Raw genomic sequence first — 23,861 nt, forward strand, 5'->3', positions numbered from 1 at the left:
GATGAAGCAGTTCAACGGTACGCTCGGAACTTTTGCGTCACCTGGAAGGGGGCCAGTGTCGTTCGTTTTCCGCGCTTTCCGGGCCCGATGATCCGCCGCTGTCGCGCGCGTGTCAGCCGACTGTTCGCCCTGGGCGAAAAGCGCGGCCGCGGAGGTCGCCCGACCGCGTTGTGGACATGGTGACGCGGGGTGTAACTTTGCAGTCTCCGCAAAATTCTCTTTGCCCCACACCGGTGTGACGCTCCGCGAGCCGGGCGTCCCCGCACCCGACTCTCGACACGGAGACAGATGTCCAGTCAGACCAGCGCGGCGACAGCCGCACCGAAACCGATCATGTCGCATCGCGAGATCCTTCTCGTGATCGTCGGCCTCATGGCCGGCATGTTCCTGTCCGCCCTCGACCAGACCATCGTCGGTACGGCCATCCGCACGATCGGCGACGACCTCCACGGCCTCAGCGAACAGGCCTGGGTCACCACCGGCTACCTGATCGTCTCGACGATCTCGACGCCGATCTACGGCAAGCTCTCCGACATCTTCGGCCGCCGGCCGCTGTTCGTCTTCGCGATCGTCATCTTCATCATCGGCTCGATCCTGGCCTCGTTCTCGACCTCGATGGTCGAGCTCGCGGCATTCCGCGCCATCCAGGGCCTCGGCGCCGGTGGCCTGATGTCGATGCCGCTGGCGATCATGGGCGACATGCTCGCTCCACGCGAGCGCGCCAAGTACCAGGGCTACTTCCTCGCCGTCTTCGGCATCTCCAGCCTGATCGGCCCGCTCATCGGCGGCCTGTTCGCCGGCGCCGACCAGATCCTCTGGATCACCGGCTGGCGCTGGGTGTTCCTGATCAACGTGCCGATCGGCCTCGCGGCGCTCGCGATGGTGCTGCGGTTCCTGCATCTGCCGAAACGCGCTCGCGGGTCGGCCCGGATCGACTGGTGGGGTGCGGCCGGCGTGATCGTCGCGCTGGTCCCGCTGCTCCTCGTCGCCGAGCAGGGCCGCACCTGGGGCTGGGACAGCCCGGCCTCCATCGCCTGCTACGTCATCGGCGGACTGGGCATCATCGCGTTCATCATCATCGAGATCCTGATGAAGGACGACGCGCTCATCCCGATCAAGCTGTTCCGCTCGAACACCTTCTCGATGGCGACCATCATCGGCGTCTTCGTCGGCTTCGGCATGTTCGGCGCCATGCTGACGCTGCCGCTGTACCTGCAGCTGGTGCTCGGCTCCACGCCGACGGAGTCCGGTCTGCAGCTCCTCCCGATGATCCTCGGGCTCATGGTCTCGTCGATCGTCTCCGGTCAGATCATCGCCCGCACCGGCCACTACCGGCAGTTCCCGATCATCGGTACGGCCATGCTGGCCGGCGGCTTCTTCTACCTGACCTTCATCAAGTACGACGACTCCTACTGGTTCATCGCGGGTGCCATGCTCCTCATCGGTCTCGGCCTCGGCCAGCTGATGCAGACGCTGACCATCGCGAGCCAGAACTCCGTCGGCCTGCGGGACATGGGTGTCGCGACCAGCGCCTCCACGTTCTTCCGTCAGATCGGTGGAACGCTCGGCACCGCCGTGCTGCTGTCGCTGCTGTTCACGGTCTTCCCGACGAACATCCAGAGCGCGCTGACGGACAAGCCGACGCTGACCAGCGCGATGGATGCCGCCCTCACCCCCTCGGTCGCCAGCGCGCCCGAGAACAAGCAGATCATGGACAAGATCTACACGCCGATCACCAGCAAGGCGACCGACGCGACGCAGAAGCAGATCCAGGGGCAGGTGACGGCCGGTCTCGACCAGGCCACACAGGCGGTCGACGCCCAGGTCGCCGCCGGCACGATCCCGCCGCAGGCCCAGCCGCAGGCGGAGGCCGCCGCCCAGCAGGCGGCGCTGACGAAGATCCAGGCCGGACTGGCGGAGCAGGCGCCGTACGCCAAGGTCGCCGGCGATGGCACCGTGACGCTCGACTTCTCCGACCCGACCGCGCGCTCGGCGTACGTCGACCAGCTCGTGCCGGTCCTGCAGACGCAGCTCGAGAAGTCGAACGCCTCTGGGGGCGGCACAGACGTCAACGACACGTCGTTCCTGAACTCGGCCGATCCGCGACTGTCGAAGCCGTTCCTGGTGGCCTTCAACGCCTCTGCGGTGACGGTGTACTGGGTGGCCATGATCGTGGTGCTGATCGCGTTCGTGCTGTCGCTGTTCTTCAAGACCCCGCCGCTGCGGGCGAAGTCGGCACTGCAGGAGGCCGCGGACGACAAGGCGGCAGCCGACGCGGCGGAGATCGCGGAGCGCGAGCCGGTCGGCGCGTACGCGTCGCTGTCCGAGGACGACGACGAGGAGTACGACGTCGGCGTGCTGGCGAACCGTGCTGCGACCGAGTTCGGTGCGCTGGTCGAGCCCGGCGCGGACACCGCATCCACGCGGGCCCAGCGCCCGCGGCCGGCGGTCGATTGACCCATCCCGCTGAAGCGGCCGTCACCTTCGGGTGGCGGCCGCTTTCGCGTTTTGGGTGCTCTCGCGGAAACTCAGGGATGAGAGCGCGACCACGCAGGACTTGACACAAGGCTGGAAGACGTTCTAGATTCTCCTGCAACGCGTGAGAGCGCTCTCACATCACCCGAATGAGAGCGCTCCCACGCGCACCAAGCGCACCACCAGACACGCACAAAGGAGTGACCCGTGAAGCTTTCACGACGCACGAGGATCGCCGCGGCCGTCGCCGGCGCAGCATCCATCGCCCTCATCGCAGCCGGCTGCTCGTCCAACGGCAGCGGCAGCGGATCCAGCTCGGACCCCGTCACGCTGACCGTCACGACGTTCGGCACGATGGGTTTCGACAAGCTCTACTCGCAGTACGAGAAAGAGCACCCCAACATCACCATCAAGGCCACCAACATCGACACCGGTGACAACGCGCTCACCGACTGGCAGACGAAGGAGGCGGCCGGCAGCGGCCTCCCTGATGTCCAGGCCGTCGAAGAGGGCTGGCTGAGCAAGGTCATGCAGGTCTCCGACCAGTTCAACGACCTGAAGGACTACGGCGCCAACGACATCAAGGATCGCTGGGTCGACTGGAAGCTGAAGCAGGCAACCGACAAGAGCGGGCGCATCATCGGCTACGGCACCGACATCGGCCCGGAGGGCCTCTGCTATAACGGCAAGCTCCTCGCCGCGGCCGGGCTGCCCAGCGATCGCGAGTCCGTCGCCAAGCTGTTCGGCGGCGACAACGCCAGCTGGGACGACTTCTTCACGGTCGGCGAGCAGTACCACGCCGCCACCGGCAAGCCGTTCTACGACCAGTCCGGCTTCATCTGGAACGCCATGGTGAACCAGCAGAAGGAGGGCTACTACACCACCGACGGCAAGCTCAACATCGAGAACAACAGCGACCTGAAGGCGCTGTGGTCGAAGCTCGCCTCGGGCGCGGCGGCCGGGCTCTCCTCCAACCAGACCCAGTGGGACTGGGGCAAGGGCAAGGCGTTCACCGACGGATCCTTCGCCACGTTCGTCTGCCCGGGCTGGATGCTCGGCGTCGTCCAGGGCCAGGTCAAGGCCGGAGGCGGCGACGCCACCACCGGCTGGGACTTCGCCAACGTGTTCCCCGGCGGCGCGGCCAACTGGGGCGGCTCGTTCCTGACCGTCCCGAAGCAGTCCAAGCACCCGAAGGAGGCGGCGGCCCTCGCCGCCTGGCTGACCACTGCCAAGTCGCAGACCCAGACCTTCCAGGCGGCCGGCACCTTCCCGTCGGTGACGGCGGCGCAGACCGACCCGGGGGTCACCGGCCAGAGCGACCTGACGAAGTTCTTCAACAACGCACCCATCGGCCAAATCCTCGGTGAGCGCGCGAAGGGTGTCGTCGCCCAGTACAAGGGACCGGACGATTCGGTCATCCAGTCGCAGGTGTTCGGACCCTCCGTGCAGCAGCTCGACTCCGGCAAGGCGAACGGCGACGAGGCGTGGAGCAACGCCATGAAGCTGCTCAACCAGCTGGTCGTCAACAAGTAACCCGAAACCGACTCCGGGCCCCCGCCGCTCACCAGGCGGCGGGGGCCCGCACCACGGGAGAACCGCAATGACCACCACCGCCACCCGGGACGACGCTCCCGCCGCCGCAGCGCCGACGCGCAGGCGAGCCGGCCGGGGCGACCTGACCGCCCGCCAGCGGCTCAGCCGCTTCGACGTGAAAGCGTCGCCCTACTTCTACGTTGCGCCGTTCTTCGTGCTCTTCGCGCTCGTCGGACTGTTCCCGCTCGTCTACACCTTCGTCGTCTCGCTCAACAACTGGAACCTGCTCACCGGGCCGGGCGAGTGGGTCGGCTTCAAGAACTACGCGGTGGAGCTCAGCGACCCGTTCTTCTGGAACTCGCTGTTCAACACGCTCAGCATCTTCCTGCTGTCCGCCATCCCGCAGCTGATCGCCGCCGTGTTCATCGCGGCGATGCTCGACCAGAACATCCGCGCCAAGACGTTCTGGCGGATGAGCGTGCTGCTCCCCTACATCGTCACCCCGGTCGCGGTGACCCTCATCTTCTCGAGCGCCTTCGACGAGAAGTACGGACTGATCAACAACATCCTGCAGTCCTTCGGGCTGCACCCGGTGATGTGGAAGACCGAGACCTTCCCGTCGCACGTCGCCATCGCGACCATGGTCAACTGGCGGTGGACGGGCTACAACGCTCTCATCCTGCTTGCCGCCATGCAGGCGGTCCCGCGCGACATCCACGAGTCGGCAGCCCTCGACGGCGCCGGGTCGTTCCGCCGCTTCTTCTCGATCACGCTGCCGAGCATCCGCCCGACCATGATCTTCGTGATCATCACGGCCACCATCGGCGGACTGCAGATCTTCACCGAGCCGAAGCTCTTCAACCCCTCGAGCGCCGTTCCCGGCGGACCGCAGCGGCAGTACCAGACGACCGTGCTCTACCTGTGGGACATGGCGTTCAACCGGCAGAACTTCGGCAAGGCGTCCGCGATCGCCTGGCTGCTGTTCCTGCTCATCGTGATCTTCGGCGTGCTCAACTTCTTGATCTCGCGCCGGATCGCCTCCACCGAGACCCGTCTGCACCGCAAACGGACAGCCCGACGACTGCAGGCCTCGCGCGCCGAAGGCTCGCGCATCCTGGCCGCAGCGAGCGAGGAGAAGAACCTGTGACCGCCACCGCCCGTGAGAGCCGGCCCGTCCGCGTCGCCGCCTCCTCGCCTGCTCCCGCACGCAAGCGCCGGCCGCTCGGCATCGACCGCCGGCCGGGGTTCCTGACCTACGGGATCCTGCTCGCCATCTTCGTCGGCGGCGCCTACCCGCTGTGGTGGTCGTTCGTCGCGGGCTCCAGCGACAGCACCGTATTGACGGCGACCTGGCCGCCCTTCCTGCCCGGAGGGCAGTTCTGGACGAACATCGAGCAGGTGCTGGGCACCGTGCCGTTCTGGCAGGCGCTCGGCAACTCGATCATCGTCTCGACGGTGATCACGGCCTCCGTCGTCGCGTTCTCGACGCTCGCCGGCTACGCGTTCGCGAAACTGCGGTTCCGCGGCCGGGAGGGCCTGATGGTCTTCGTCGTCGCGACGCTGGCCGTCCCGACGCAGCTCGGCATCATCCCGCTGTTCATGGTGATGAAGCAGTTCGGCTGGACGGGGACGCTCGGAGCAGTCATCGTGCCGACCCTCGTGACCGCCTTCGGTGTGTTCTTCATGCGCCAGTACCTGATCGACGTCATCCCCGATGAGCTCATCGAGGCCGCGCGAGTGGATGGGGCGACCATGATCCGCACGTTCTGGCACGTCGGCGTTCCTGCCGCGCGCCCGGCGATGGCCATCCTCGGCCTCTTCACCTTCATGACCGCATGGACGGACTACCTCTGGCCGCTGCTCGTCGCGCCGCAGAATCCCACCCTGCAGGTGGCGCTCAGCCAGCTGCAGTCCGCGAAGTACGTCGACTACTCGATCGTGCTCGCCGGAGCCGTGCTCGCCACCATCCCTCTATTGATCCTCTTCGTGCTGGCCGGCCGCCAGCTGGTCTCCGGCATCATGGCCGGCGCCGTGAAAGGCTGAGAATGAACCGCACCTGGCCCGACGGCTTCCTCTGGGGGTCGGCCACCGCCGCAGCGCAGATCGAGGGCGCCGCCCACGAGGACGGCAAGGAGGACTCGATCTGGGACGCCTTCGCACGGGTCCCCGGCGCGATCGCGCGGGGCGACACCCCGGAGGTGGCGGTGGACCACTACCACCGGATGCCGCAGGACGTGGCGCTGATGGCCTCCCTCGGGCTGCAGTCGTACCGCTTCTCGACGTCATGGGCGCGGGTGAAGCCGGGAGACCGATCGGTCAATGCGGCAGGGCTGGCGTTCTACGACCGGTTGGTCGACGAGCTGCTCGGCGCCGGCATCCTCCCCTGGCTGACGCTGTACCACTGGGACCTGCCGCAGGCGCTGGAGGAGAAGGGCGGATGGGCGTCCCGCGACACCGCCTACCGGTTCCGCGACTACGCGGTCGCCGTCTACGACGCGCTGGGCGACCGGGTCGACCACTGGACGACCTTCAACGAGCCGCTGTGCTCGTCGCTGATCGGGTACGCGGGCGGCGAGCACGCGCCCGGCCGGCAGGAGCCGCGGGCCGGGCTCGCCGCCCTCCACCACCAGCACCTGGCGCACGGGCTCGCCGCCACGGCGATCCGGTCGCGCGCCGCGGAGCACGGAACCGGATCGGAGCTTCGGCTGGGCATCACTCTCAACCTGACGACGGCCGTGCCGGCCGATCCGGCCGATCCGGCCGACCTCGAAGCCGCACGCCGCATCGACGGACTGTGGAACCGGATGTACCTGGAGCCTCTGCTTCTCGGCGCCTACCCGGCGGATGTGCTCCAGGATGTGCGCGAGCACCGGTTCGAGGAGCTGGTGCACGACGGCGACCTCGTCGCCATCTCACAGCCGCTCGACTTCCTCGGCGTGAACCACTACCACGACGACAACGTCAGCGGTCATCCCGTCGGCCCCGACCAGCCGGCCGCCGTCGTGCCGACCGCACGGCCGACGTCGTCGCCGTTCGTGGGCAGCGAGTACGTCACGTTCCCGACGCGCCACCTGCCGACCACGGCGATGGGGTGGGAGGTCAACCCGAACGGCCTCCACGACCTGCTGGTGCGGCTCACCGAGAAGTACCCGGCCCTCCCTCCGCTGTACATCACGGAGAACGGCGCCGCGTACGACGACGTGGTGACGGAGGACGGGCAGGTGCACGATGCCGACCGCGAGGCGTACATCCTCAGCCACATCGAGGCGGTCGGCCGGGCCATCGACGACGGCGCGGACGTCCGGGGGTACTTCGTGTGGTCGCTGCTCGACAACTTCGAGTGGGCGTGGGGGTACGGCAAGCGGTTCGGCATCGTGCGGGTCGACTACGAGACGCAGGAGCGGACGGTGAAGGACTCGGGGCGGGCCTTCTCGCGTATCATCGCCGAGGCCAGGAGCGGAGAGGTCATGGAGGAGGCCGCCGCGTCGCACGTCTAGCATGGACGAAAGCGACGAGGAGACCCGATGACGACGGAGCAGATCCCCGGCCGGGTGGTCCCCACCCTGGAGGCCGTCGCGGCGCGCGCCGGCGTGTCCCGGGCGACCGTGTCGCGCGTGGTCAACGGCTCCCCGAAGGTGACGGCCGAGGTGGTGGCGGCCGTCGAGCGCGCGATCGCCGACCTCAACTACGTCCCCAACCGGGCCGCACGGTCGCTGGCGTCCCGGCGCACCCAGGTCCTCGCGCTGGTGGTGCCCGAGTCGACGGCCAAAGTGTTCGCCGACCCGTTCTTCGCCTCCATCGTGCAGGGCGTCGCGCTGAGCCTCGCCGACACCGAATACACGCTCAACATGGTGATCTCGTCGGAGACCAACCCCGACAAGACCCGGCGCTACCTGATGGGCGGCAATGTGGACGGCGCGCTCGTCGTGTCGCACCACTCCGGCGACCACTCCTACGCGCAGCTCGGGACGACCCTCCCGCTCGTCTTCGGCGGGCGGCCGGTCAGCGAGAGCGAGCACGCGTCGTACTACGTGGACGTCGACAACGTGGCCGGGGCGCGGGTCGCCGCGGAGCACCTGATCGAGCGGGGGCGGCGCAACATCGCGCTCATCACCGGGCCGCAGGACATGCCCGCGGGCCTCGACCGCCACGACGGCTGGAAGCAGGCGATGGAGGCGGCAGGGCTCGACTCCTCGCACGTCGCGTACGGCGACTTCTCGCCGGCATCCGGGATGGAGGCCATGCGGCGGCTCCTCGCCGACGGCCGGCCGATCGACGGCCTGTTCGCCGCGAACGACCAGATGGCGGCCGGAGCGTACTCGGCCATCCACGAAGCAGGACTCAACATCCCGGGCGACATCGCCGTGGTCGGCTACGACGACGACAGCTTCGGCCTCATGTCGACGCCGCCGCTGACGACGGTGCACCAGCCGTCGATCGGGCTCGGCGAGACGATGGCGCGCGTCCTGGTGCGGCTGCTCGCGGGCGAGCCCGTCGAGCGGGTCACCCTGCTGCCGACGGAACTCGTGGTCCGCCAGAGCTCCTGACGCTGCGCCGCCCCTCCGCGTCTCCGCGTCTCCGCGTCTCCGCGTGCGTCTCCGCCCACCGTCGAGTCCGCACTTTCTGCACGCTGCGCCGGCGTGTCGCGTGCAATAAGTGCGGACTCGACGGTGGGCGGTGGGCGGAGGCGCGGGATCGGGACGAGGGCGGCGCTTGCGCCCGGGATGCGCGGGGGTACCGTCGCGGCATGCCCACCTACACCGCCACACGCCCCCTCGACGGCGACGCCGACCTGTACTTCGACTACATCTCCGACCCGGAGAACCTCCCGGCCTACTTCCCGCGCATGACGTCCGCCCACGAGCTGCCCGACGGCAAGGTGGAGACCACAGCGCACGTCGACGCGGACCAGGACGGGTCCGACGAGACGGTCACCTCGGAGGCCGAGTTCGACGTGGACCGCGCCGCCCGCGAAGTGACCTGGTCTGCGCCCGGCCCGCACGACTACCACGGCTCGCTGCGCATCACCGATGACGGCGTGGAGCTCACCATCCACACCACGCAGGACTTCGACGGCATGCAGCAGGCGCTCGACGGCTCCCTCGCGAAGATCGCGGAGAACCTGCGCGCCGACGCCTGACCGCCTCCCTCCCCTCTCCTCCGCTGAAGTGCACCTTCCTGCGGCCGACACGCCGCGCCGGTACGCAACGACGTGCACCTCGGCGAGCCGAGCGGACCTCAGGCCAGGCGGCGGTACAGGCGGTTGCCGAGGGCCGCCAGCACGAAGCCCGTGGCCACGATCGCGGCCACCCCGCCCGCGTAGGCGACGAGCAGGTGCTCCGTCCCCGCCTCGGTGGAGAAATAGGTCACCACAAGGGCCACGATCGAGCCCACCAGGCACACCGCGCCCACCCAGACCAGGGGCCACAGCCTGCTGCGGACCGGCGGCTCGGCGCCGGGCACGTGCAACCAGGACAGCACGATGCCGGCCAGGCATCCCCAGAACGCGACGACAAGCATGCCCGCGACGACGTCGCTCGGGCGGTGCCACTGCTCCACGAGAGTGGACGCGCCCGCCGCGATCGCGAAGACCGACCCCACCACCGCCGCGAGGGGACGGAACTTCGGGGCGGCGAGCAGGAAGACCACCAGCGCGGCCGACGCGGCGACCGCGGTATGACCGGAGGGGAGCGAGTTCGAGAGCCCCACATCCACGCCCTTCTCTGGCCGCGACAGGATGGTGTACTTCAGCACCTGCGTGCTGACGTTCGCGCCGACGGCGGCGCCGACGGCCACCCCGAACACCAGCCAGTTGCGCCTCACCAGCACGATGGCGACGGCGATCACCGCCCCGATCACCACCGAGGCGACGGGAAGCGCGTTGAGGAACGTGTGCGCGAACTCGATCACGGCGCCCTTCCAGGCGTCCGCCCCCGCGAAGGCGCGCTCGTCGATGATCTGCCCGATGTAGCTGCGGACGAAGATCAGGTACACGGCGGCGAACAAGGCCGCAGAGACGAGAGCACCCCAGAGGAAGGGGAGGGCGCGCAGGCTCGATCGCATAGTGCATCCACCCTTCCACACCCGACTAGGAGAATTCCGGACGAACGCCGAGCGTGGGGAGAACGGGTGTCAGTCGAGGAAGCGGACCTGCGGATCGCACCCGGCCAGACGCTCCCGCATCACCGCGATTGCGGCCGGATTGCTGTCGACCAGGAGGAACCGGCGCCCGAGCGACGCGGCCACCGCCCCGGTGGTTCCGCTGCCGGCGAAGAAATCGAGGACCCAGTCCCCTTCGCCGCTGGACGCCTGGACGATGCGCCGCAGCACGCCCTCCGGCTTCTGCGTCGGGTACCCGGTCTTCTCGCGCCCGGTCGGCGACACGATCGTGTGCCACCAGACGTCGGTCGGGAGCTTGCCGAGCTGCGCCTTCTCGGGCGTGACGAGCCCGGGCGCCATGTACGGCTCCCGCTCGACCGCGGCGGAGTCGAAGTGATACGCGGACGGATCCTTCACGTACACGAGGATCGTGTCGTGTTTCGCAGGCCACCGGTTCTTCGGCTTCGCGCCGTAGTCGTACGCCCAGATGATCTCGTTGAGGAACGACTCGCGGCCGAACAGCGCATCCAGCAGCACCTTGGCGTAGTGCGACTCCCGGTAGTCGAGGTGGAGGTACAGCGTCCCATCGTCGGCCAGCACGCGCCAGGCCTCGATGAGCCGCGGCTCCAGGAAGCCCCAGTAGTCTTCGAAACGGTCGTCGTAGCTGAGGAGGTCGCCCTTGATCCGCTCGTAGCTGCGGCCCTTGAACCCGATCACGCTGCCCGCTCCGCCCTCCGAGCGCACCGAGGTGAGCGTCTGCCGGGCCTGCGGGCGCCCGGTGTTGAAGGGAGGGTCCAGGTAGATCAGCCGGAACGACGCGTCCGGCAGGGCGGCCAGGACCTCGAGGTTGTCGCCGTGCGCCACCGTGCTCGGTGCGTCGGGATGCCACAGCGGCCTTGCTGACTGGGCGGGCTGCGACATGCGTCCATTCTCGCAGCGGAGAGAATGGACCGTGCACAATCTCGGCCTCCTCTTCGATGTCGACGGGCCCATCGCCAGCCCCGTCACCCGTACCATCGCCATCCGCAGCATCGTCACCGACCTGGTGTCGATGGCGGCGGCGGGCGTCCCGATCGCCTTCATCACCGGGCGCTCGGGCGACTTCATCCGTCATCAGGTGGTGACTCCGCTCCGCGACGCAGGTCTCGCCGACGCACTCGAGCAGCACGGCGCCCGGATGTTCGGCGTGTTCGAGAAGGGCGGCGCCTGGGCGCCGATCACCGGCGACGGGATGGGCGAGGTCACCGTCGACGAGACCGTGGCGTTCGGCCCGGAGGCGGTGGACGCCATCCGCCGCCTGGTGCGCGACCGGTTCGCCGACACGATGTTCTTCGACGAGACCAAGCGGGCGATGATCTCGGTCGAGCAGCGCACCGATGTGGATGCCGAGACGTACCAGGAGGCGCAGGCGCGGTTCCAGGACGAGGCGTTCGCGGTGCTGACCGGGCTCGGCGTCGGGCTGCGGTACGGATCGCGGGTGGCGCCGGACGCATCCGGGCACGTGCCGTTCCGCATCGACCCGACGATCATCTCCACCGACATCGAGTCCGTGCTGCTCGACAAGGACCGCGGGGCGCAGCGCGCCTTCGACTACTTCGCGGCTCGGGGACCGCTGCCCCGCCGCTGGCGGTCGATCGGCGACTCGCGCAGCGACTACAAGATGGCCGACTTCGTCCACGACGCCGGTTACGAGGTCGCCCACGTGGATGTCCGACCCGCCGACGGCGTGCTGCAGAAGCCGTACGAAGTGATCACGATCGGCGACGCCATCCACGACGACGCGGGCGCCGAGTTCCTCGCCCACTGGCGGAGGGAGCTGGGGCTCGGCGAGTGAGCGCCGGCTCGCGGCCGATCTCCTGAATAGAGGACCGGCTGCGCGGCGACTGCCCCTCCAGGTCACGTCTGCGGCGGGGCGAGCAGCAGCACAGGTGACAAGGAGCGGCACTCGCTCCACCGCCGGTCCGCGTCGCGGGGGCGGATTCAGCCGAGCTCGCGGCCGCGGTTGCGGCGGCGCACCTCGCGCGGCGCCCGCCCGCCGAGGAACGACCGCGCCGGGTCGACCACGAAGCCCTGGCGCAGCGCCTCCCGGCCGACCAGCATCCGGAACCCCATCTGGTCGCGGTTCGTGAGCGTCGTCTCGGCCCGGACCGGCCGGCCGCCGACGACCACGTCGAGCAGGACGACGATCCGCTCCTCCGTGTGGCCCGACGAGCTGCGCACCACGCGGCGGTCGTGCACCGGGCACTCGGCCGTGACCGCATCCCGGTCGGAGTCCTGCCACGGCTGCACCCGGAACCGCACCCGGTCGCCCGGCAGCTCCTCGATGTCGAACGCGTGCAGGGAGGAGCTGCGCGCGCCGGTGTCGACCTTCACCTTGATCCACGCCACGCCGATCCCCGGCAGGCTCGCCCACTCACGCCAGCCGACCGCGTCGGTGGTTGGATGGTGTTCGGCCATTCCCCCATCTTCGCAGGAGCACCCCCGTGAAACTCGCCATCCTCTCGCGCGCCCCGCACGCGTACTCGACGCAGCGGCTGCGGTCGGCGGCCGAGAACCGCGGCCACACGGTCAAGGTGCTGAACACCCTTCGCTTCGCGATCGACCTCTCCGGCGAGGAGCCCGACCTGCAGTACCGGGGGCGGCTGCTCTCCGACTACGACGCCATCCTGCCCCGCATCGGCAACTCGATCACCTACTACGGCACCGCCGTCGTGCGGCAGTTCGAGCAGATGGACGTCTACACGCCGAACACCGCGAACGGGATCACCAACTCCCGGGACAAGCTGCGCGCCACGCAGATCCTGTCCCGCCACAACATCGGCATGCCGCGGACCGCTTTCGTGAACAGCCGGGCGGACGTGCGGATGGCGATCGAGCGCGTCGGCGGGGCCCCGGTGGTCATCAAGCTGCTGGAGGGGACGCAGGGCATCGGCGTCATCCTCGCGCCGGAGGCGAAGATCGCCGAGTCCATCATCGAGACGCTGCACTCGACCAAGCAGAACGTGCTCATCCAGAGCTTCGTCGCCGAGAGCCGGGGCCGCGACATCCGCGCGCTCGTCGTCGGCGACCGGGTGGTCGCGGCGATGCGCCGGGTGGCGAGCGGCGACGAGTTCCGCTCCAACGTGCACCGCGGCGGGACGGTCGAGAAGGTCGCGCTCACTCCCGAGTTCGAGGAGGCCGCCGTGCGGTCGGCGCAGATCATGGGTCTGCGGGTGGCCGGTGTCGACATGCTGGAGGGCAAGGACGGCCCGCTGGTGATGGAGGTCAACTCCTCCCCCGGGCTGGAGGGCATCGAGCGTGCGACCGGGCTGGATGTGGCGGGCGCAATCATCGACTTCATCGACAATCAGGTGGGCTTCCCCGAGATCGACGTGCGGCAGCGCCTCACGGTCTCGACCGGCTACGGCGTGGCCGAGCTGCTCGTGCACTCCAACGCCGACCTGGTCGGCAAGTCGCTGCGCGACTCGGGCCTCGGCGAGCGCGACATCACCGTGCTGACGCTGCACCGCGGCGCGGCGGTCATCCCCAACCCGCGCAGCAACGTGGTGCTGGAAGCCGGCGACCGCCTGCTGTGCTTCGGCCGCCTGGAGGAGATGCGGTCGATGATCCCCGACCGCCGCAAGCGCCGCGCGAAGGTCCGGAAGCTGCCCAAGGAGGCCCAGGAGGCGCTCACCGAGGAGTGAGCACGCGGGCCAGCTCCCCGGCGAGGCCGGTCCACGCGTCGGTGAACTTCGCGATGCCCTCGTCTTCGAGCGTGTCGACGACGTCGTCGTAGTCGACGCCCAGCCGGGCCAGTGTGTCGAGGACCGCCTGCGACTCGCCGTACCGTCCGCGCACGGTGTCCTCCGGTGAGGTCTGCCCATGATCGGCGACCGCGGCCAGCGTGCCCTTGGTCATGGTGTTCACGACGCCGCGGGTCACCAGCCCGTCGACGTAGAGGGTGTCCGGATAGGCCGGGTTCTTCGTCGACGTCGAGGCCCAGAGCGGGCGCTGCGGAAGGACCCCGGCGGCGGCCAGCGCGTGCCACTCGTCGGTGGCGAGCATCCGCTCGTACGCCTGGAAGGCCAGCCGCGCGTTCGCCAGGGCCGATCGGCCGCGCAGCGCCAGCGCCTCCGGCGTGCCGATCCGCTCCAGCCGGCCGTCGACCTCCGCATCGACCCGTGACACGAAGAAGGACGCCACCGAGGCGATTCTCGCGACGTCGACGCCCGCGTCGAGCGCCTGCCGCATCCCGTCGAGGTGGGCCCGCATGACCTGCATGTACCGGGTGAGTGAGAAGATCAGGGTCACGTTGACGCTGATGCCCTCGGCGAGGCAGGCGGTGATCGCCGAGAGGCCCTCGATCGTAGCCGGGATCTTGATGAACAGGTTGGGCCGGTCGACCATCCACCAGAGGGAGCGCGCCTCCGCGGTCATCGCGACGGCGTCATGGGCGAGGCGCGCATCCACTTCGAGGGAGACGCGGCCGTCGGCGCCACCGCTCGTCTCGAAGCAGGGACGGAGCACGTCGCAGGCGGCCCGCACGTCGTGGGCGGTCAGCTCGCGCAGCGCCTCACCGACCTCGGCGCCGCGTGCGGACAGGTCGTCAAGCTGCGCCTGGTACTCCTCCCGCCGCCCGATCGCCGCCGCGAAGATGCTGGGGTTGGTGGTGACCCCGCTCACGTAGCGGGAGTCGACCAGGGCGGCGAGGCGCCCGGACCGGAGCAGCTCGCGGCTGAGGTCGTCCAGCCAGAGGGAGACGCCGGCATCGGCCAGCGCGGACAGCGGATCGGACATGATCGGACCCTTCTCGTGAATCCCGCTCAGGAGGCGACGCCGGTGATCGCCAGGAACTCGGCCCGGGACCGGGCGTCGTCACGGAGCCGGCCCAGCAGCGTCGACGTGACCGTGCTGGAGCCCACGGCGTTGGCGCCGCGCAGCGTCATGCACGAGTGCTCGGCCGCGATGACCACGCCGACGGCGAGCGGCTGGAGCTGCGCCTGCAGCCAGTCGGCCACCTGCTTGGTGAGCCGCTCCTGGGTCTGCGGGCGGCACGCGAACAGCTCGACCACCCTGGCGAGTTTGGAGAGCCCCAGGATCCGCTCACCGGGAAGATACGCGACCCACGCGCGACCGGTGAAGGGCAGGAGGTGGTGCTCGCACAGCGACCGGACCGGGATGTCGCGGGCGACCACCAGCTCGTCGTACCCCTCGTCGTTCGGAAAGGTCGTCAGGTCGAACGGCCGCGGCGTCATCATCTCGGCCCAGGCGCGCGCCATCCGCCCCGGGGTGTCGCGGAGGTGGTCGGAGGCGAGCGACATCCCGAGCGCTTCGAGGAAGGAGGCGGCGGCTTCTTCTGCGGCTTCCAGGTCGACGGGCCGTGCGGCCGAGACGACCCGCAGGTCGGGCCGATGCGCTGTGCGCGAGAGCGATGACGTGGTCACGATCCAGCCTCCTGCCGTCCGTCTCTTCTCAGAGTGCGTCGACTCCCCCTTTTTGTCAAGATCCATTGTTGTTAGAGTGGGGACCATGGAGGACGACAGCCGCGACGACGCGTTGGACAGCATCAGCGCTCTCTCCGATCCGGCGCGCCGGCGCCTCTACGACTACGTCTCCTCCCGCGACACGCCGGTGGGCCGCGAGGAGGCCGCGACGGCGACCGGGATGAGCCGCACCCTCGCCGCCTACCACCTCGACCGGCTGGCGGAGGCCGGGCTGCTCGAGACGGGCTACTCCCGCGAGCCAGGACGGCAGGGCCCCGGCGCCGGCCGGCCGGCGAAGCGATACGTCCGGAGCGAGCGCGAGACGACGGTGTCGGTCCCCGAGCGCGACTACCGCCTCCTCGCCGGCCTCCTGACCGATGCGGTCGCAGTGGATGACAGCGGACGGCTCCTCGCGTCTCTCACGGCTGCCGCGGAGGAGCGCGGTCGGGCGGGCTCGGCGCCCACGGTGCCGCTCGTGCAGGAGCTGCGCGACCGCGGGTACGAACCCGCAGACGGCACCCAGGGCGCCGACGCGGGCATCACCCTGCGCAACTGTCCCTTCCACCGGCTGGCACGGCAGCATCCGGACGTCGTCTGCGGCATCAACCACGCCCTGATCCGCGGCGTCCTCGAAGGACGTGACGACGATCCGGACCGCGCGGAGCTTGTGCCCCCGGACGGACGGTGCTGCGTGTTCATCCGCCCGGCGCCGTGATGTGCACGGAAGCGGGCCGCCGAGCGGTGAGGATTCGCCGAAGTGCACCTCGTTGCGTCGGCACACGGCGTGTCGCCCGCAACTACGTGCACTTCGAGGAAGAGGTGGGGAGCGGCTACGGGACGGGCGCGGGCGGGGGCGGCTGGTCCGCGAGGCGGCGGCGCTCGGCGTGGCGGTAGTGGCGGAGGATGAGCCAGAGAGTCGCGATGCCGGCGGCGGCCACCACGATCAGGACCACGATGTAGAGGATGCCCGCTAGCGCCGTGACCGCCGACGCGGTCTGCTGCGTCAGGCCGCCGGACGTGGTCAGCTCCTGCAGGGCGCGGCCGTTCGCGATCAGCGCGATCACGGCTGCGAGGTCACTCGCCGAGTCCCAGAGGCCGTGGAGCACGGCGACACCGAGGTACGTCACGACGATCCAGATCGAGAAGCGGAACCGGTCCCTCCCGCGCGCGGCCCCGAACAGGACGGCGCCGAGGACGGCCGTCCACAGCACGTGGCCGACCGGGGCGAGGATGGCGCGCAGCACCTCCGTCTGCAGCAGCGAAACGAGGTCGATGCCGCGGGAGGTGATGGCCGCGTTGAACGCGTAGCCGGCGGACTCGAACGCGGCGAACCCGGCGCCGACCGTCGCTCCGAGCAGGGCGCCCTGCGTCGCGGTCTTCGGCACCACCCGCCAGCCGATGATGACCAGGAGGACGGCCTTCACGAACTCCTCGATCAGGCCGACCAGGAGGTACATCAGCCACGACTGGTGGAGGTCGACCTCCAGCAGGGAGGCGCCGAGCACGCCGAAGATGCCACCGACGAAGAAGGCGAGCACCAGCTGCAGAGAGCTGATGCTGCCGGTCACCCGCTCGATGGCGAACAGCACGACGCAGAACGGCACCAGGAAGCTGCCGATCAGGATCAACGTCGGGATGAGGTTCGTGTTCTGCGTGGCGACCGTGACCACGATGGTCAGGATCCACACGACGAAGCCGGTCAGCAGCGTCTTCCACCACCAGCCGTGATGGTGGTGCGGATGCGGGGCCGCCCCAGCCTGCGCGTCGACCCAGGTCTCCGAAGCCATGGTCAGCCCTCCGTCCGATTGCATGTGCGGGCCATCATCCCACCGGGCAGCCGGAGGGCAACGGGTGGACGGGGCGGCGAGGACGAAGGGACGGTGTGCCGAGATAGGCGTCACGCCGCTAGGCTCGGCGAAATGCGCATTCTCTGTAGCTTCGTCGGCGGCGCAGGGCACTTCCTCCCCCAGCTACCCCTGCTCAGGGCGCTAGCGCAGAACGGGCACGAACTCGTCCTGCGCGGACGCGAGTCCGCGACGAGGTCGGCGCCCTCCGGGTTGTTCGCGCACATCGTCGCGGAGCCTGATCGCCGGGCACAGACCCGCGCCGGCATCGCGCCGCTCTCAGCTGTCGACCGGGAGGCGGAGATCGCCGTCGTGGAGCGCCACTTCGCCGGCGACGCCGCCTGGCGGTCAGCAGACGCGCTATCGGCGCTCCTCGCCGACTTCGACCTCGTGATCTGCGACGAGCTCGACTTCGGCGCAATCGCGGCCGGGCAACGGGCCGGCGTTCCGGTGATCGTGGTCGCGGTGATCGCGTCGGGCGCTCTGGTCCGGACCGAGCGCATCCGGTCGGCCCTCGATAGGCTCGCGGGCCATGTCGGGCTCGACGAGGCCGTGCGTCCGCGCGGCGATGCCTTCGTGGTTCCGTTCGCTCCCTGCCTGCGCGACCCCGCGCATCCTGCCCCAGCAGACGCGCTTTGGATGCGTCCGGACGGCGATGCCGCCGAGAAGCCGGACGGCTCCCTCGTGGCGACGCTCGGCACCGAGTTCAACACCGAATCAGGCGACCTGTTCGACAGGATGCTCGCGGCTCTGGCTGGACTGGAACGGCCCAGCACTGTCGCGGTCGGCCGAGACCTGGACCCCTCCCGCTTCGGGCCGCAGCCTCCACACCTCCAGGTCGTCCGCTACGCGGACTTCGCATCCTTGCTGCCGCGCGCCTCGGTCGTGATGCACCATGGAGGCAGCGGGATGCTGGTCGGATCGGCCCTGCACGGCACACCGCAGGTGCTGCTTCCGATGGGTGCGGATCAGCCGTTCAACGGCGACCGCGTCGAAGCGCTCGGCGTGGGCGCAGCGCTCGACGTCCTCTCGGCGACCACTGAGGACATCCGGGGCGCCGTGGAGGCTGTCGCTGCCGACCCCCACGCCCGGTCGTGCGCCGCGGCGCTGCGCGACGAGCTGCTGGCGCTCCCCGAGCCAGGGGAGGTCGCGGCCGAAGCGCTCACCCGGGTGCGCGGCTGACAGCAGCGCTGAGGACTGTGCGCGCGATTTCTCGCTGACGAGCCGGTGGAAGCTGTTGCGACTCTGCCGCCCTGGCCGTCAGGAGAGCGCGCGGAAGCGCTCGACGCCCTCCTGGACCAAGGCTTGCAGGTCGAGCGGCTCGTCGGCCAGCACCCAGCGCTCGAACGCGAGGTGGAACGCGGACGACGCCGCTTCCGCCGCCACGGCCGCCTCGGCCGGATCGGCACCGCGCGCCTGCAGCGCCTGGGCGGCGGCCGCTCTCCCCCTGGCGAGTTTCAGCAGTTCGCGCTCCAGGAGGCTGGGGTTGGCCGCGATGACGGCGGCGCGGCGGCGGGGGAAGGTCGGGTCCGGCTGGTTCTGCAGGTAGCCGGCCGCCGCCACGTACCCTGCGGCCGCAGCCGAGAGCGGTGAAGCGTCGGAGGGCGCGGCGGCGATGGCGGTGAGCACGGCCTCCTGGAACAGGTCCGAACCGGCGAAGAGCACCTCGCGCTTGTCGGCGAAGTAGCGGAAGAAGGTGCGCTCGGTGACCCCGGCCCGCTCGGCGATATCGGCGACGGTGGTCTGCTCGAACCCCGGGTCGGCGTACAGCTCGATCGCGGCGCCGACCAGTCGCTCGCGTGCTCCCGGCTCCCATCGTCCCATGAACCCAGTGTAGTGATGACAGACGCTGACATGGATGCTACGCTGACGTCAGTCACTGACGTCAGTCTCTGACATGACGAATCGGAAGGAGCGCATCATGCGCGTATTCATCACTGGAGGCTCGGGATGGATCGGCTCGGCCGTCGTCCCCGAGCTGATCTCCGCGGGGCACGAGGTCGTCGGCCTCGCCCGCTCGGAGCGCTCGGCCGCCGCCCTGCGCGAGGCCGGCGCGGAGGCCGTCGCGGGAGACATCGACAGCCTCGACGTACTGCGTGAGAACGCGGCCGCCTCCGACGCCGTCATCCATCTGGCCTTCAAGCACGACTTCGACAACTTCGCCGCCGCCGGGACCACCGAGCGCGCGGCGATGGAAACCTTCATCGACGCGCTGGACGGCAGCGGGAAGCCGCTCCTCTTCGCGTCGGGCGTCGCCCTCCTCGCGCCCGGCCGGGTGGCCACCGAGAACGACGCCTCGCCGTTCAGCGGGCCCACCGCGCCGCGCGGGGGTGTTGAGCCACTGGCGCTCGGGTCGGCGGAGCGGGGCATCAAGCCGATCGCTCTGCGGTTCTCGCCGACGGTGCACGGCGACGGCGACCACGGCTTCACCGCGGTGCTGGTCGATATCGCCCGACGCACGGGCGTGGCGGGCTACACGGGCGACGGCTCCAGCCGGTGGCCGGCCGTCCACCGCAGCGACGCCGCCCGGCTCGTGGCGCTCGCGCTCGCGAACCCGGACGCCGCGAGCGTCGTCCACGCGGTCGGCGAGGAGGGGATCCCTGCGCGGGAGATGGCGGAGGCGATCGGCCGGGGAGCCGGTGTTCCCGTGGCCGCGATCGACGCCGCCGACGTGGAGTCGCACTTCGGCTGGATCGGCGCCTTCTTCGGCCTCGACATCCCGGCCTCCAGCGCGCTCACCCGCGCACGGCTCGGCTGGGAGCCGACCGGCCCCACCCTGCTCGAGGATCTGGCCGCCGGCCACTACTTCGAGCGGGCGGCGGCCTGATCCTCTCGCCTGGTCAGTGCGTGAAGAAGGTGGCCTGACCCTCCACCGGCATCGGCGTCTCGAGGCGGTCGAGGTAATCGACCGCCTCGCGGATGTCGACGACGAGCGACTCGGCGAGACTGTGGCTGAGGCCGTTGCGCACGACGATCCGCTGGACGGTCAGATCCGAGAGGTCGTCCGGCATCGGGTAGGCGGGGATGAGCCACCCCTTCAGCCGGAGCCGCTCGGACAAGTGGTAGAGGTTCCACTTGTCGGTGTGGCCCTTCCTGAGCTGCCAGGCGAAGACGGGGATGTCGGATCCGTCGTTCCACAGCTCGAACGCCGGGATCTTCCCGATCTCGCCGGAGAGGTACAGCGCCACATCCTGGGTCACCTTCTGGACGCGGTAGTAGCCGTCCCATCCGAGCCGCAGGAACAGGTAGTACTGCAGCAGCACTTGCGCGCCTGGGCGCGAGAAGTTGAGCGCGAAGGTGGGCATGTGCCCGCCGAGGTAGGTGACGTCGAAGACGAGGTCGGCGGGGAGGTCCTCGACGCTCCGCCACACCACCCAGCCGAGACCGGGGTACACCAGCCCGTACTTGTGCGCGGAGGTGCTGATGGAGACGACCCTGTCGACCCGGAAGTCCCAGGCCAGGTCCTTCTGCAGGAACGGCGCGATCATGCCGCCCGACGCACCGTCGACGTGGATCTTGATGTCGAGCCCGGTGTCGGCCTGGATGCGGTCGAGCGCCTCGGCGATCTGCGCGACCGGCTCGTACATGCCGGTGTAGGTGACGCCCATGATGGCGACGACGCCGATCGTGTTCTCGTCGACGTACTTCCCCAGGTCGTGACCGTCGAGCACCTTGTGCTCGTCGCTGATGGGCACGTAGCGGGCTTCGACATCCCAGTAGTTGCAGAACTTCTCCCAGCACACCTGGACCGCGCTCGACATGATCAGGTTGGGCTTGTCGGTGGGCTTCCCCGCCGCCCGTCGCGCCTGCTGCCAGCGGCGCTTCAGGGCGAGACCCCCGAGCATGCAGGCCTCGGACGATCCGATGGTGGAGGTCCCGAGCGCCTTCTCCGGGTCCGGCGCACTCCACAGGCCGGCGATCATCTTCCAGCAGCGCGTCTCGATCGCGGCGGTCTGCGGGTACTCGTCCTTGTCGATCATGTTCTTGTCGGCGGACTCGGCGTAGAGCCGAGCCGCGTAGTCGTCCATCCAGGTACCCACGAAGGTGGCCAGGTTGAGGCGCGCGTTGCCGTCGAGCATCGACTCGTCGTGCACGATCTGGTACGCGGTCTCGGGCAGCGACTCGCTGTCCGGGATGCGGTCGATCGGCACGTCAGTGCTCTCACCCGGCCGGGCGAAGATCGGGTTGAGCTGCGTGCGGTCCGTGGTTCCGGTGAAGGCCGTCGACGGCGGCTTCGTGGCCGCAGCCTCCTTCGTGGGTTCTGTGACTGTCATGAACGTCGCTCCTCCGACGGCACGTGAACCGGCTCGCGCGCGACGGCTCGCGGGTTCGCCACCGCGCGGGCCGTGCCCGGACCCGGCGTGGCAGGGCACATCCTATGCACGCCGCGCGCGCCCGCAACAGACCCCGGAAACCGGTCAGGAACCGGAGCGTTTCAGAGTGCCGATGGTGCTCCCGCCCTGGTCGACGACGGTCATGGTGCTGCCCTTCACGGTGCCCGTCGCGGCCTTGCTGAGCCAGGTGTCCACGCCCTCGCACGCCATCATCGTGGAGGCGATGGTCCCGAACGTGATCTGGTCGCCGTCGATCTGCCCCTGCCCGTTGAGCTGGTTGCAGCCGTCCGAGCCGGCGAAGGTGCCGTCGTTCTGGATGTCGAGGTTCGGCTGCCCCGACGATGTCGAACCCCAGCGGCCGGTGATCGCGGCGCCGCTCGGCGTGCCCGCGCAGCCGGCCAGCAGCAGGGCGGTGGCGGCGAGGAGGGCGGCGGCGGCGCGGAGGCGGCGAGGGCCGTAGGTGCGGCGGGGGCGAGGGTCGCGGGCGTCGCGGGGGCGAGCGTCACGGGTGCGGGTGTCGAGCAGCATGGTTCCTCCCGGCCGATCGTCCGGCTCTTGGCGGAAAGGTAGCGCCCGGCGCCCGGTCGGCGACAGTCCTCATTCGTCGCCGGCGAGCACCTCGTCCACGATGGCCAGCACCTCGGGCCGGGCGAGGATGCGGAAGTGGCCGCCGACGTCGAGCTCGATGTTGCGCGCGCCCTCGAGCCGGCTCCCACCGGGGACGTGCGGGTCGAACCATCCCCAGACCGAGACGATCTGCGCGTTGACCGCCCGGCTGAGCGCGAGACGAAGGAGCCCGGGCGTGTTCGGCGCCAGCGCCCGGATGCTGGGCACCGGGATGAATCGGGCGAGCGACGAGCCGGCGTACGGGGTCGCCACTGTCACGGCCGTCCGGATGCGCGGACCGGAGTCGGGCATCCCCATCAGGTACTTGGCGACGAGGCCGCCCTTGCTGTGCGCGACGATCACGACGCCGGTGAGGTCGTGCTCCTCCAGGTGCCGGTTCACCAGCGCCGCAGCTTCGGGCACCGAGATGCGGTTGCGTCCGAGGGCGGCGACCACGTGCACGGGGTGACCGGCGGTGTGGATGTGCTCCGCCAGCGGTCGCAGGAAGCGCCAGGTCTCGAGGATGCCGGGCAGGATCACCACGGGTGCGCGATGTCCCGCCCCGGCGACGAGGGTGTCGGGGGTGCTTCGGTCGAGGGCCGCCCGCAGCTGGTGGCGGCCGGCGTACAGGTAGTCGAGGACCACCACTCCGGTGCGGCGCAGCAGACCGCGTCTCACGTGCGGACCCGGGCGAGATCCCTCAGCAGGGAGGCCGTGCGCCAGGGCGCGCCGTGCATCACCAGGTGGGCGACCGACGGGACGGTGACCGCACGACCGCCGGAACGCTCCGCCAGCTCTCGCACCCAGTCGTCCCGGGCGATGGGGTCGCGTGCGCCGCGGACGACGAGGACCGGGACGTCGGCCGCCGCCGCCTCCAGCTCGCGCTCCGTCCGGTACTCGAGCATCGCCGGGAGGGTCGCCACGTACCAGCGGAGGCCGCAGTGCAGGTAGTCGCCGAAGACGATCCGGTTTCCGCGCGGGTCCTCACGAAGTGTGTCGATGCCGAGCAGCACCCCTGCCCTGACGGCGTTGCGGTCGTCGGGCGCCATGACAGGACCGAGCAGCGCGAGGCCGCGGACGAGGTCGGGTCGGCGAGCGGCGAGGCACACGGCGATCTGGGTTCCCATGGAGTGGCCGACGATGACCGCGTCCGCGATGCCCAGCCCGTCCATCGCCTGTGCCACCGATTCCGCGAAGTCCTCGATGGAGAGCGGACGGCTCGGCCGGTGTGGCTTCGCCTTCCCGAACCCGGGCAGGTCGACCGCGACGACCCGGCCCTCCTCGGCGAGCGCGGGGACGAGCCGTTCGAAGTACCGCGAGCTGACCCCGATGCCGTGCACGAGGACGAACACCGGCGCCGATTCGCGCGACTCGCCGAGCAGCCCGCTGCGGATCGGCCCGCCGTGCATCGTCCCGGTGCGGATCGGCCCGGTGTCTACGGTCACCACGGAGCGGGGCGGGAGCCGGGGCGCGGTCGGATGATCGTCGGTCACGCTGCCACGCTACCC

23 protein-coding genes are annotated in these 23,861 nt (G+C 69.9%); 12 read left to right on the forward strand and 11 right to left on the reverse strand.

Annotated elements, in window-relative coordinates:
• Positions 1–288 precede the first annotated feature (288 nt).
• The 7 genes from SB754_RS15835 (at position 289) to SB754_RS15865 (ending at position 9,148) form a co-directional block, all read left to right on the forward strand.
• Positions 289–2,457, forward strand: a complete 2,169-nt coding sequence (locus SB754_RS15835) for an MDR family MFS transporter (protein ID WP_410783372.1) — start codon at positions 289–291, stop codon at positions 2,455–2,457.
• A gap of 225 nt (positions 2,458–2,682) precedes the next feature.
• Positions 2,683–4,008 (forward strand): ABC transporter substrate-binding protein, encoded by a 1,326-nt coding sequence (locus tag SB754_RS15840; protein ID WP_410783373.1) that lies wholly within the window; start codon positions 2,683–2,685, stop codon positions 4,006–4,008.
• Positions 4,009–4,075: 67 nt separating this feature from the next.
• Complete coding sequence (locus SB754_RS15845) at positions 4,076–5,155, forward strand: carbohydrate ABC transporter permease (protein ID WP_410783374.1); 1,080 nt, start codon at positions 4,076–4,078, stop codon at positions 5,153–5,155.
• Entirely contained in the window at positions 5,152–6,051 is a 900-nt protein-coding gene (locus tag SB754_RS15850; protein WP_410783375.1) for a carbohydrate ABC transporter permease, read from the forward strand. Before SB754_RS15845 ends, SB754_RS15850 begins: the two co-directional genes overlap by 4 nt.
• Before the next feature lie 2 nt (positions 6,052–6,053).
• Positions 6,054–7,505, forward strand: coding sequence for a GH1 family beta-glucosidase (locus SB754_RS15855; protein WP_410783376.1), 1,452 nt, complete (start codon positions 6,054–6,056; stop codon positions 7,503–7,505).
• 27 nt (positions 7,506–7,532) lie between these two features.
• Positions 7,533–8,555, forward strand: coding sequence for a LacI family DNA-binding transcriptional regulator (locus SB754_RS15860; protein WP_410783377.1), 1,023 nt, complete (start codon positions 7,533–7,535; stop codon positions 8,553–8,555).
• Positions 8,556–8,755: 200 nt separating this feature from the next.
• Positions 8,756–9,148 (forward strand): SRPBCC family protein, encoded by a 393-nt coding sequence (locus SB754_RS15865; RefSeq protein ID WP_410783378.1) that lies wholly within the window; start codon positions 8,756–8,758, stop codon positions 9,146–9,148.
• Positions 9,149–9,246: 98 nt separating this feature from the next.
• Here SB754_RS15865 and SB754_RS15870 read toward each other — a convergent pair whose 3' ends face one another.
• A complete protein-coding gene (locus tag SB754_RS15870; protein WP_410783379.1) occupies positions 9,247–10,071 on the reverse strand; it encodes a phosphatase PAP2 family protein in 825 nt (274 codons plus the stop codon).
• A gap of 69 nt (positions 10,072–10,140) precedes the next feature.
• Entirely contained in the window at positions 10,141–11,028 is an 888-nt protein-coding gene (locus SB754_RS15875) for a DNA-methyltransferase (RefSeq protein WP_410783380.1), read from the reverse strand.
• A 31-nt stretch (positions 11,029–11,059) separates the two neighbouring features.
• Between SB754_RS15875 and SB754_RS15880 the strand changes: the two genes are divergently transcribed.
• Entirely contained in the window at positions 11,060–11,941 is an 882-nt protein-coding gene (locus SB754_RS15880) for a hypothetical protein (protein WP_410783381.1), read from the forward strand.
• Between the two features lie 146 nt (positions 11,942–12,087).
• On the opposite strand, the gene SB754_RS15885 is transcribed toward SB754_RS15880, so the two are convergent.
• A complete protein-coding gene (locus tag SB754_RS15885; protein ID WP_410783382.1) occupies positions 12,088–12,564 on the reverse strand; it encodes an ATP-dependent zinc protease in 477 nt (158 codons plus the stop codon).
• Between the two features lie 26 nt (positions 12,565–12,590).
• On the opposite strand from SB754_RS15885, the gene rimK reads away from it, so the two are divergent.
• Positions 12,591–13,790 (forward strand): 30S ribosomal protein S6--L-glutamate ligase, encoded by a 1,200-nt coding sequence (gene rimK, locus SB754_RS15890; protein WP_410783383.1) that lies wholly within the window; start codon positions 12,591–12,593, stop codon positions 13,788–13,790.
• Here the strand turns inward: rimK and tal are convergent.
• Together tal and folE are read right to left on the reverse strand one after the other, a co-directional pair.
• Positions 13,777–14,883, reverse strand: coding sequence for a transaldolase (gene tal, locus SB754_RS15895; protein WP_410783384.1), 1,107 nt, complete (start codon positions 14,881–14,883; stop codon positions 13,777–13,779). The two genes, rimK and tal, sit on opposite strands and share 14 nt — an antisense overlap.
• A gap of 26 nt (positions 14,884–14,909) precedes the next feature.
• Positions 14,910–15,530 (reverse strand): GTP cyclohydrolase I, encoded by a 621-nt coding sequence (folE, locus tag SB754_RS15900; RefSeq protein ID WP_410783385.1) that lies wholly within the window; start codon positions 15,528–15,530, stop codon positions 14,910–14,912.
• Between the two features lie 85 nt (positions 15,531–15,615).
• On the opposite strand from folE, the gene SB754_RS15905 reads away from it, so the two are divergent.
• Positions 15,616–16,284 (forward strand): helix-turn-helix transcriptional regulator, encoded by a 669-nt coding sequence (locus tag SB754_RS15905; RefSeq protein ID WP_410783386.1) that lies wholly within the window; start codon positions 15,616–15,618, stop codon positions 16,282–16,284.
• Between the two features lie 115 nt (positions 16,285–16,399).
• On the opposite strand, the gene SB754_RS15910 is transcribed toward SB754_RS15905, so the two are convergent.
• Positions 16,400–17,356, reverse strand: coding sequence for a PrsW family intramembrane metalloprotease (locus SB754_RS15910; protein WP_410783387.1), 957 nt, complete (start codon positions 17,354–17,356; stop codon positions 16,400–16,402).
• Positions 17,357–17,488: 132 nt separating this feature from the next.
• Between SB754_RS15910 and SB754_RS15915 the strand changes: the two genes are divergently transcribed.
• Positions 17,489–18,595, forward strand: a complete 1,107-nt coding sequence (locus SB754_RS15915) for a glycosyltransferase (RefSeq protein ID WP_410783388.1) — start codon at positions 17,489–17,491, stop codon at positions 18,593–18,595.
• Between the two features lie 78 nt (positions 18,596–18,673).
• Here SB754_RS15915 and SB754_RS15920 read toward each other — a convergent pair whose 3' ends face one another.
• Positions 18,674–19,237, reverse strand: a complete 564-nt coding sequence (locus SB754_RS15920) for a TetR family transcriptional regulator (RefSeq protein WP_410783389.1) — start codon at positions 19,235–19,237, stop codon at positions 18,674–18,676.
• 97 nt (positions 19,238–19,334) lie between these two features.
• On the opposite strand from SB754_RS15920, the gene SB754_RS15925 reads away from it, so the two are divergent.
• Complete coding sequence (locus tag SB754_RS15925; RefSeq protein ID WP_410783390.1) at positions 19,335–20,240, forward strand: SDR family oxidoreductase; 906 nt, start codon at positions 19,335–19,337, stop codon at positions 20,238–20,240.
• A gap of 13 nt (positions 20,241–20,253) precedes the next feature.
• Here SB754_RS15925 and SB754_RS15930 read toward each other — a convergent pair whose 3' ends face one another.
• The 4 genes from SB754_RS15930 to SB754_RS15945 form a co-directional block, all read right to left on the reverse strand.
• Positions 20,254–21,687 (reverse strand): glutamate decarboxylase, encoded by a 1,434-nt coding sequence (locus tag SB754_RS15930; protein ID WP_410783391.1) that lies wholly within the window; start codon positions 21,685–21,687, stop codon positions 20,254–20,256.
• A gap of 144 nt (positions 21,688–21,831) precedes the next feature.
• Positions 21,832–22,275: an META domain-containing protein gene (locus SB754_RS15935; RefSeq protein ID WP_410783392.1), complete on the reverse strand. Its 444-nt coding sequence runs from the start codon at positions 22,273–22,275 to the stop codon at positions 21,832–21,834.
• Positions 22,276–22,344: 69 nt separating this feature from the next.
• On the reverse strand, positions 22,345–23,031 hold the full coding sequence (locus tag SB754_RS15940) for an esterase/lipase family protein (protein WP_410783393.1): 687 nt from the start codon (positions 23,029–23,031) through the stop codon (positions 22,345–22,347).
• The gene (locus tag SB754_RS15945; protein ID WP_410783394.1) at positions 23,028–23,846 is read right to left on the reverse strand and encodes an alpha/beta fold hydrolase; all 819 of its coding nucleotides are present in this window, start codon (positions 23,844–23,846) and stop codon (positions 23,028–23,030) included. Before SB754_RS15945 ends, SB754_RS15940 begins: the two co-directional genes overlap by 4 nt.
• Positions 23,847–23,861 lie beyond the last annotated feature (15 nt).

The organism is Leifsonia sp. SIMBA_070 (genome assembly GCF_046534635.1).
Lineage (GTDB): Bacteria > Actinomycetota > Actinomycetes > Actinomycetales > Microbacteriaceae > Leifsonia.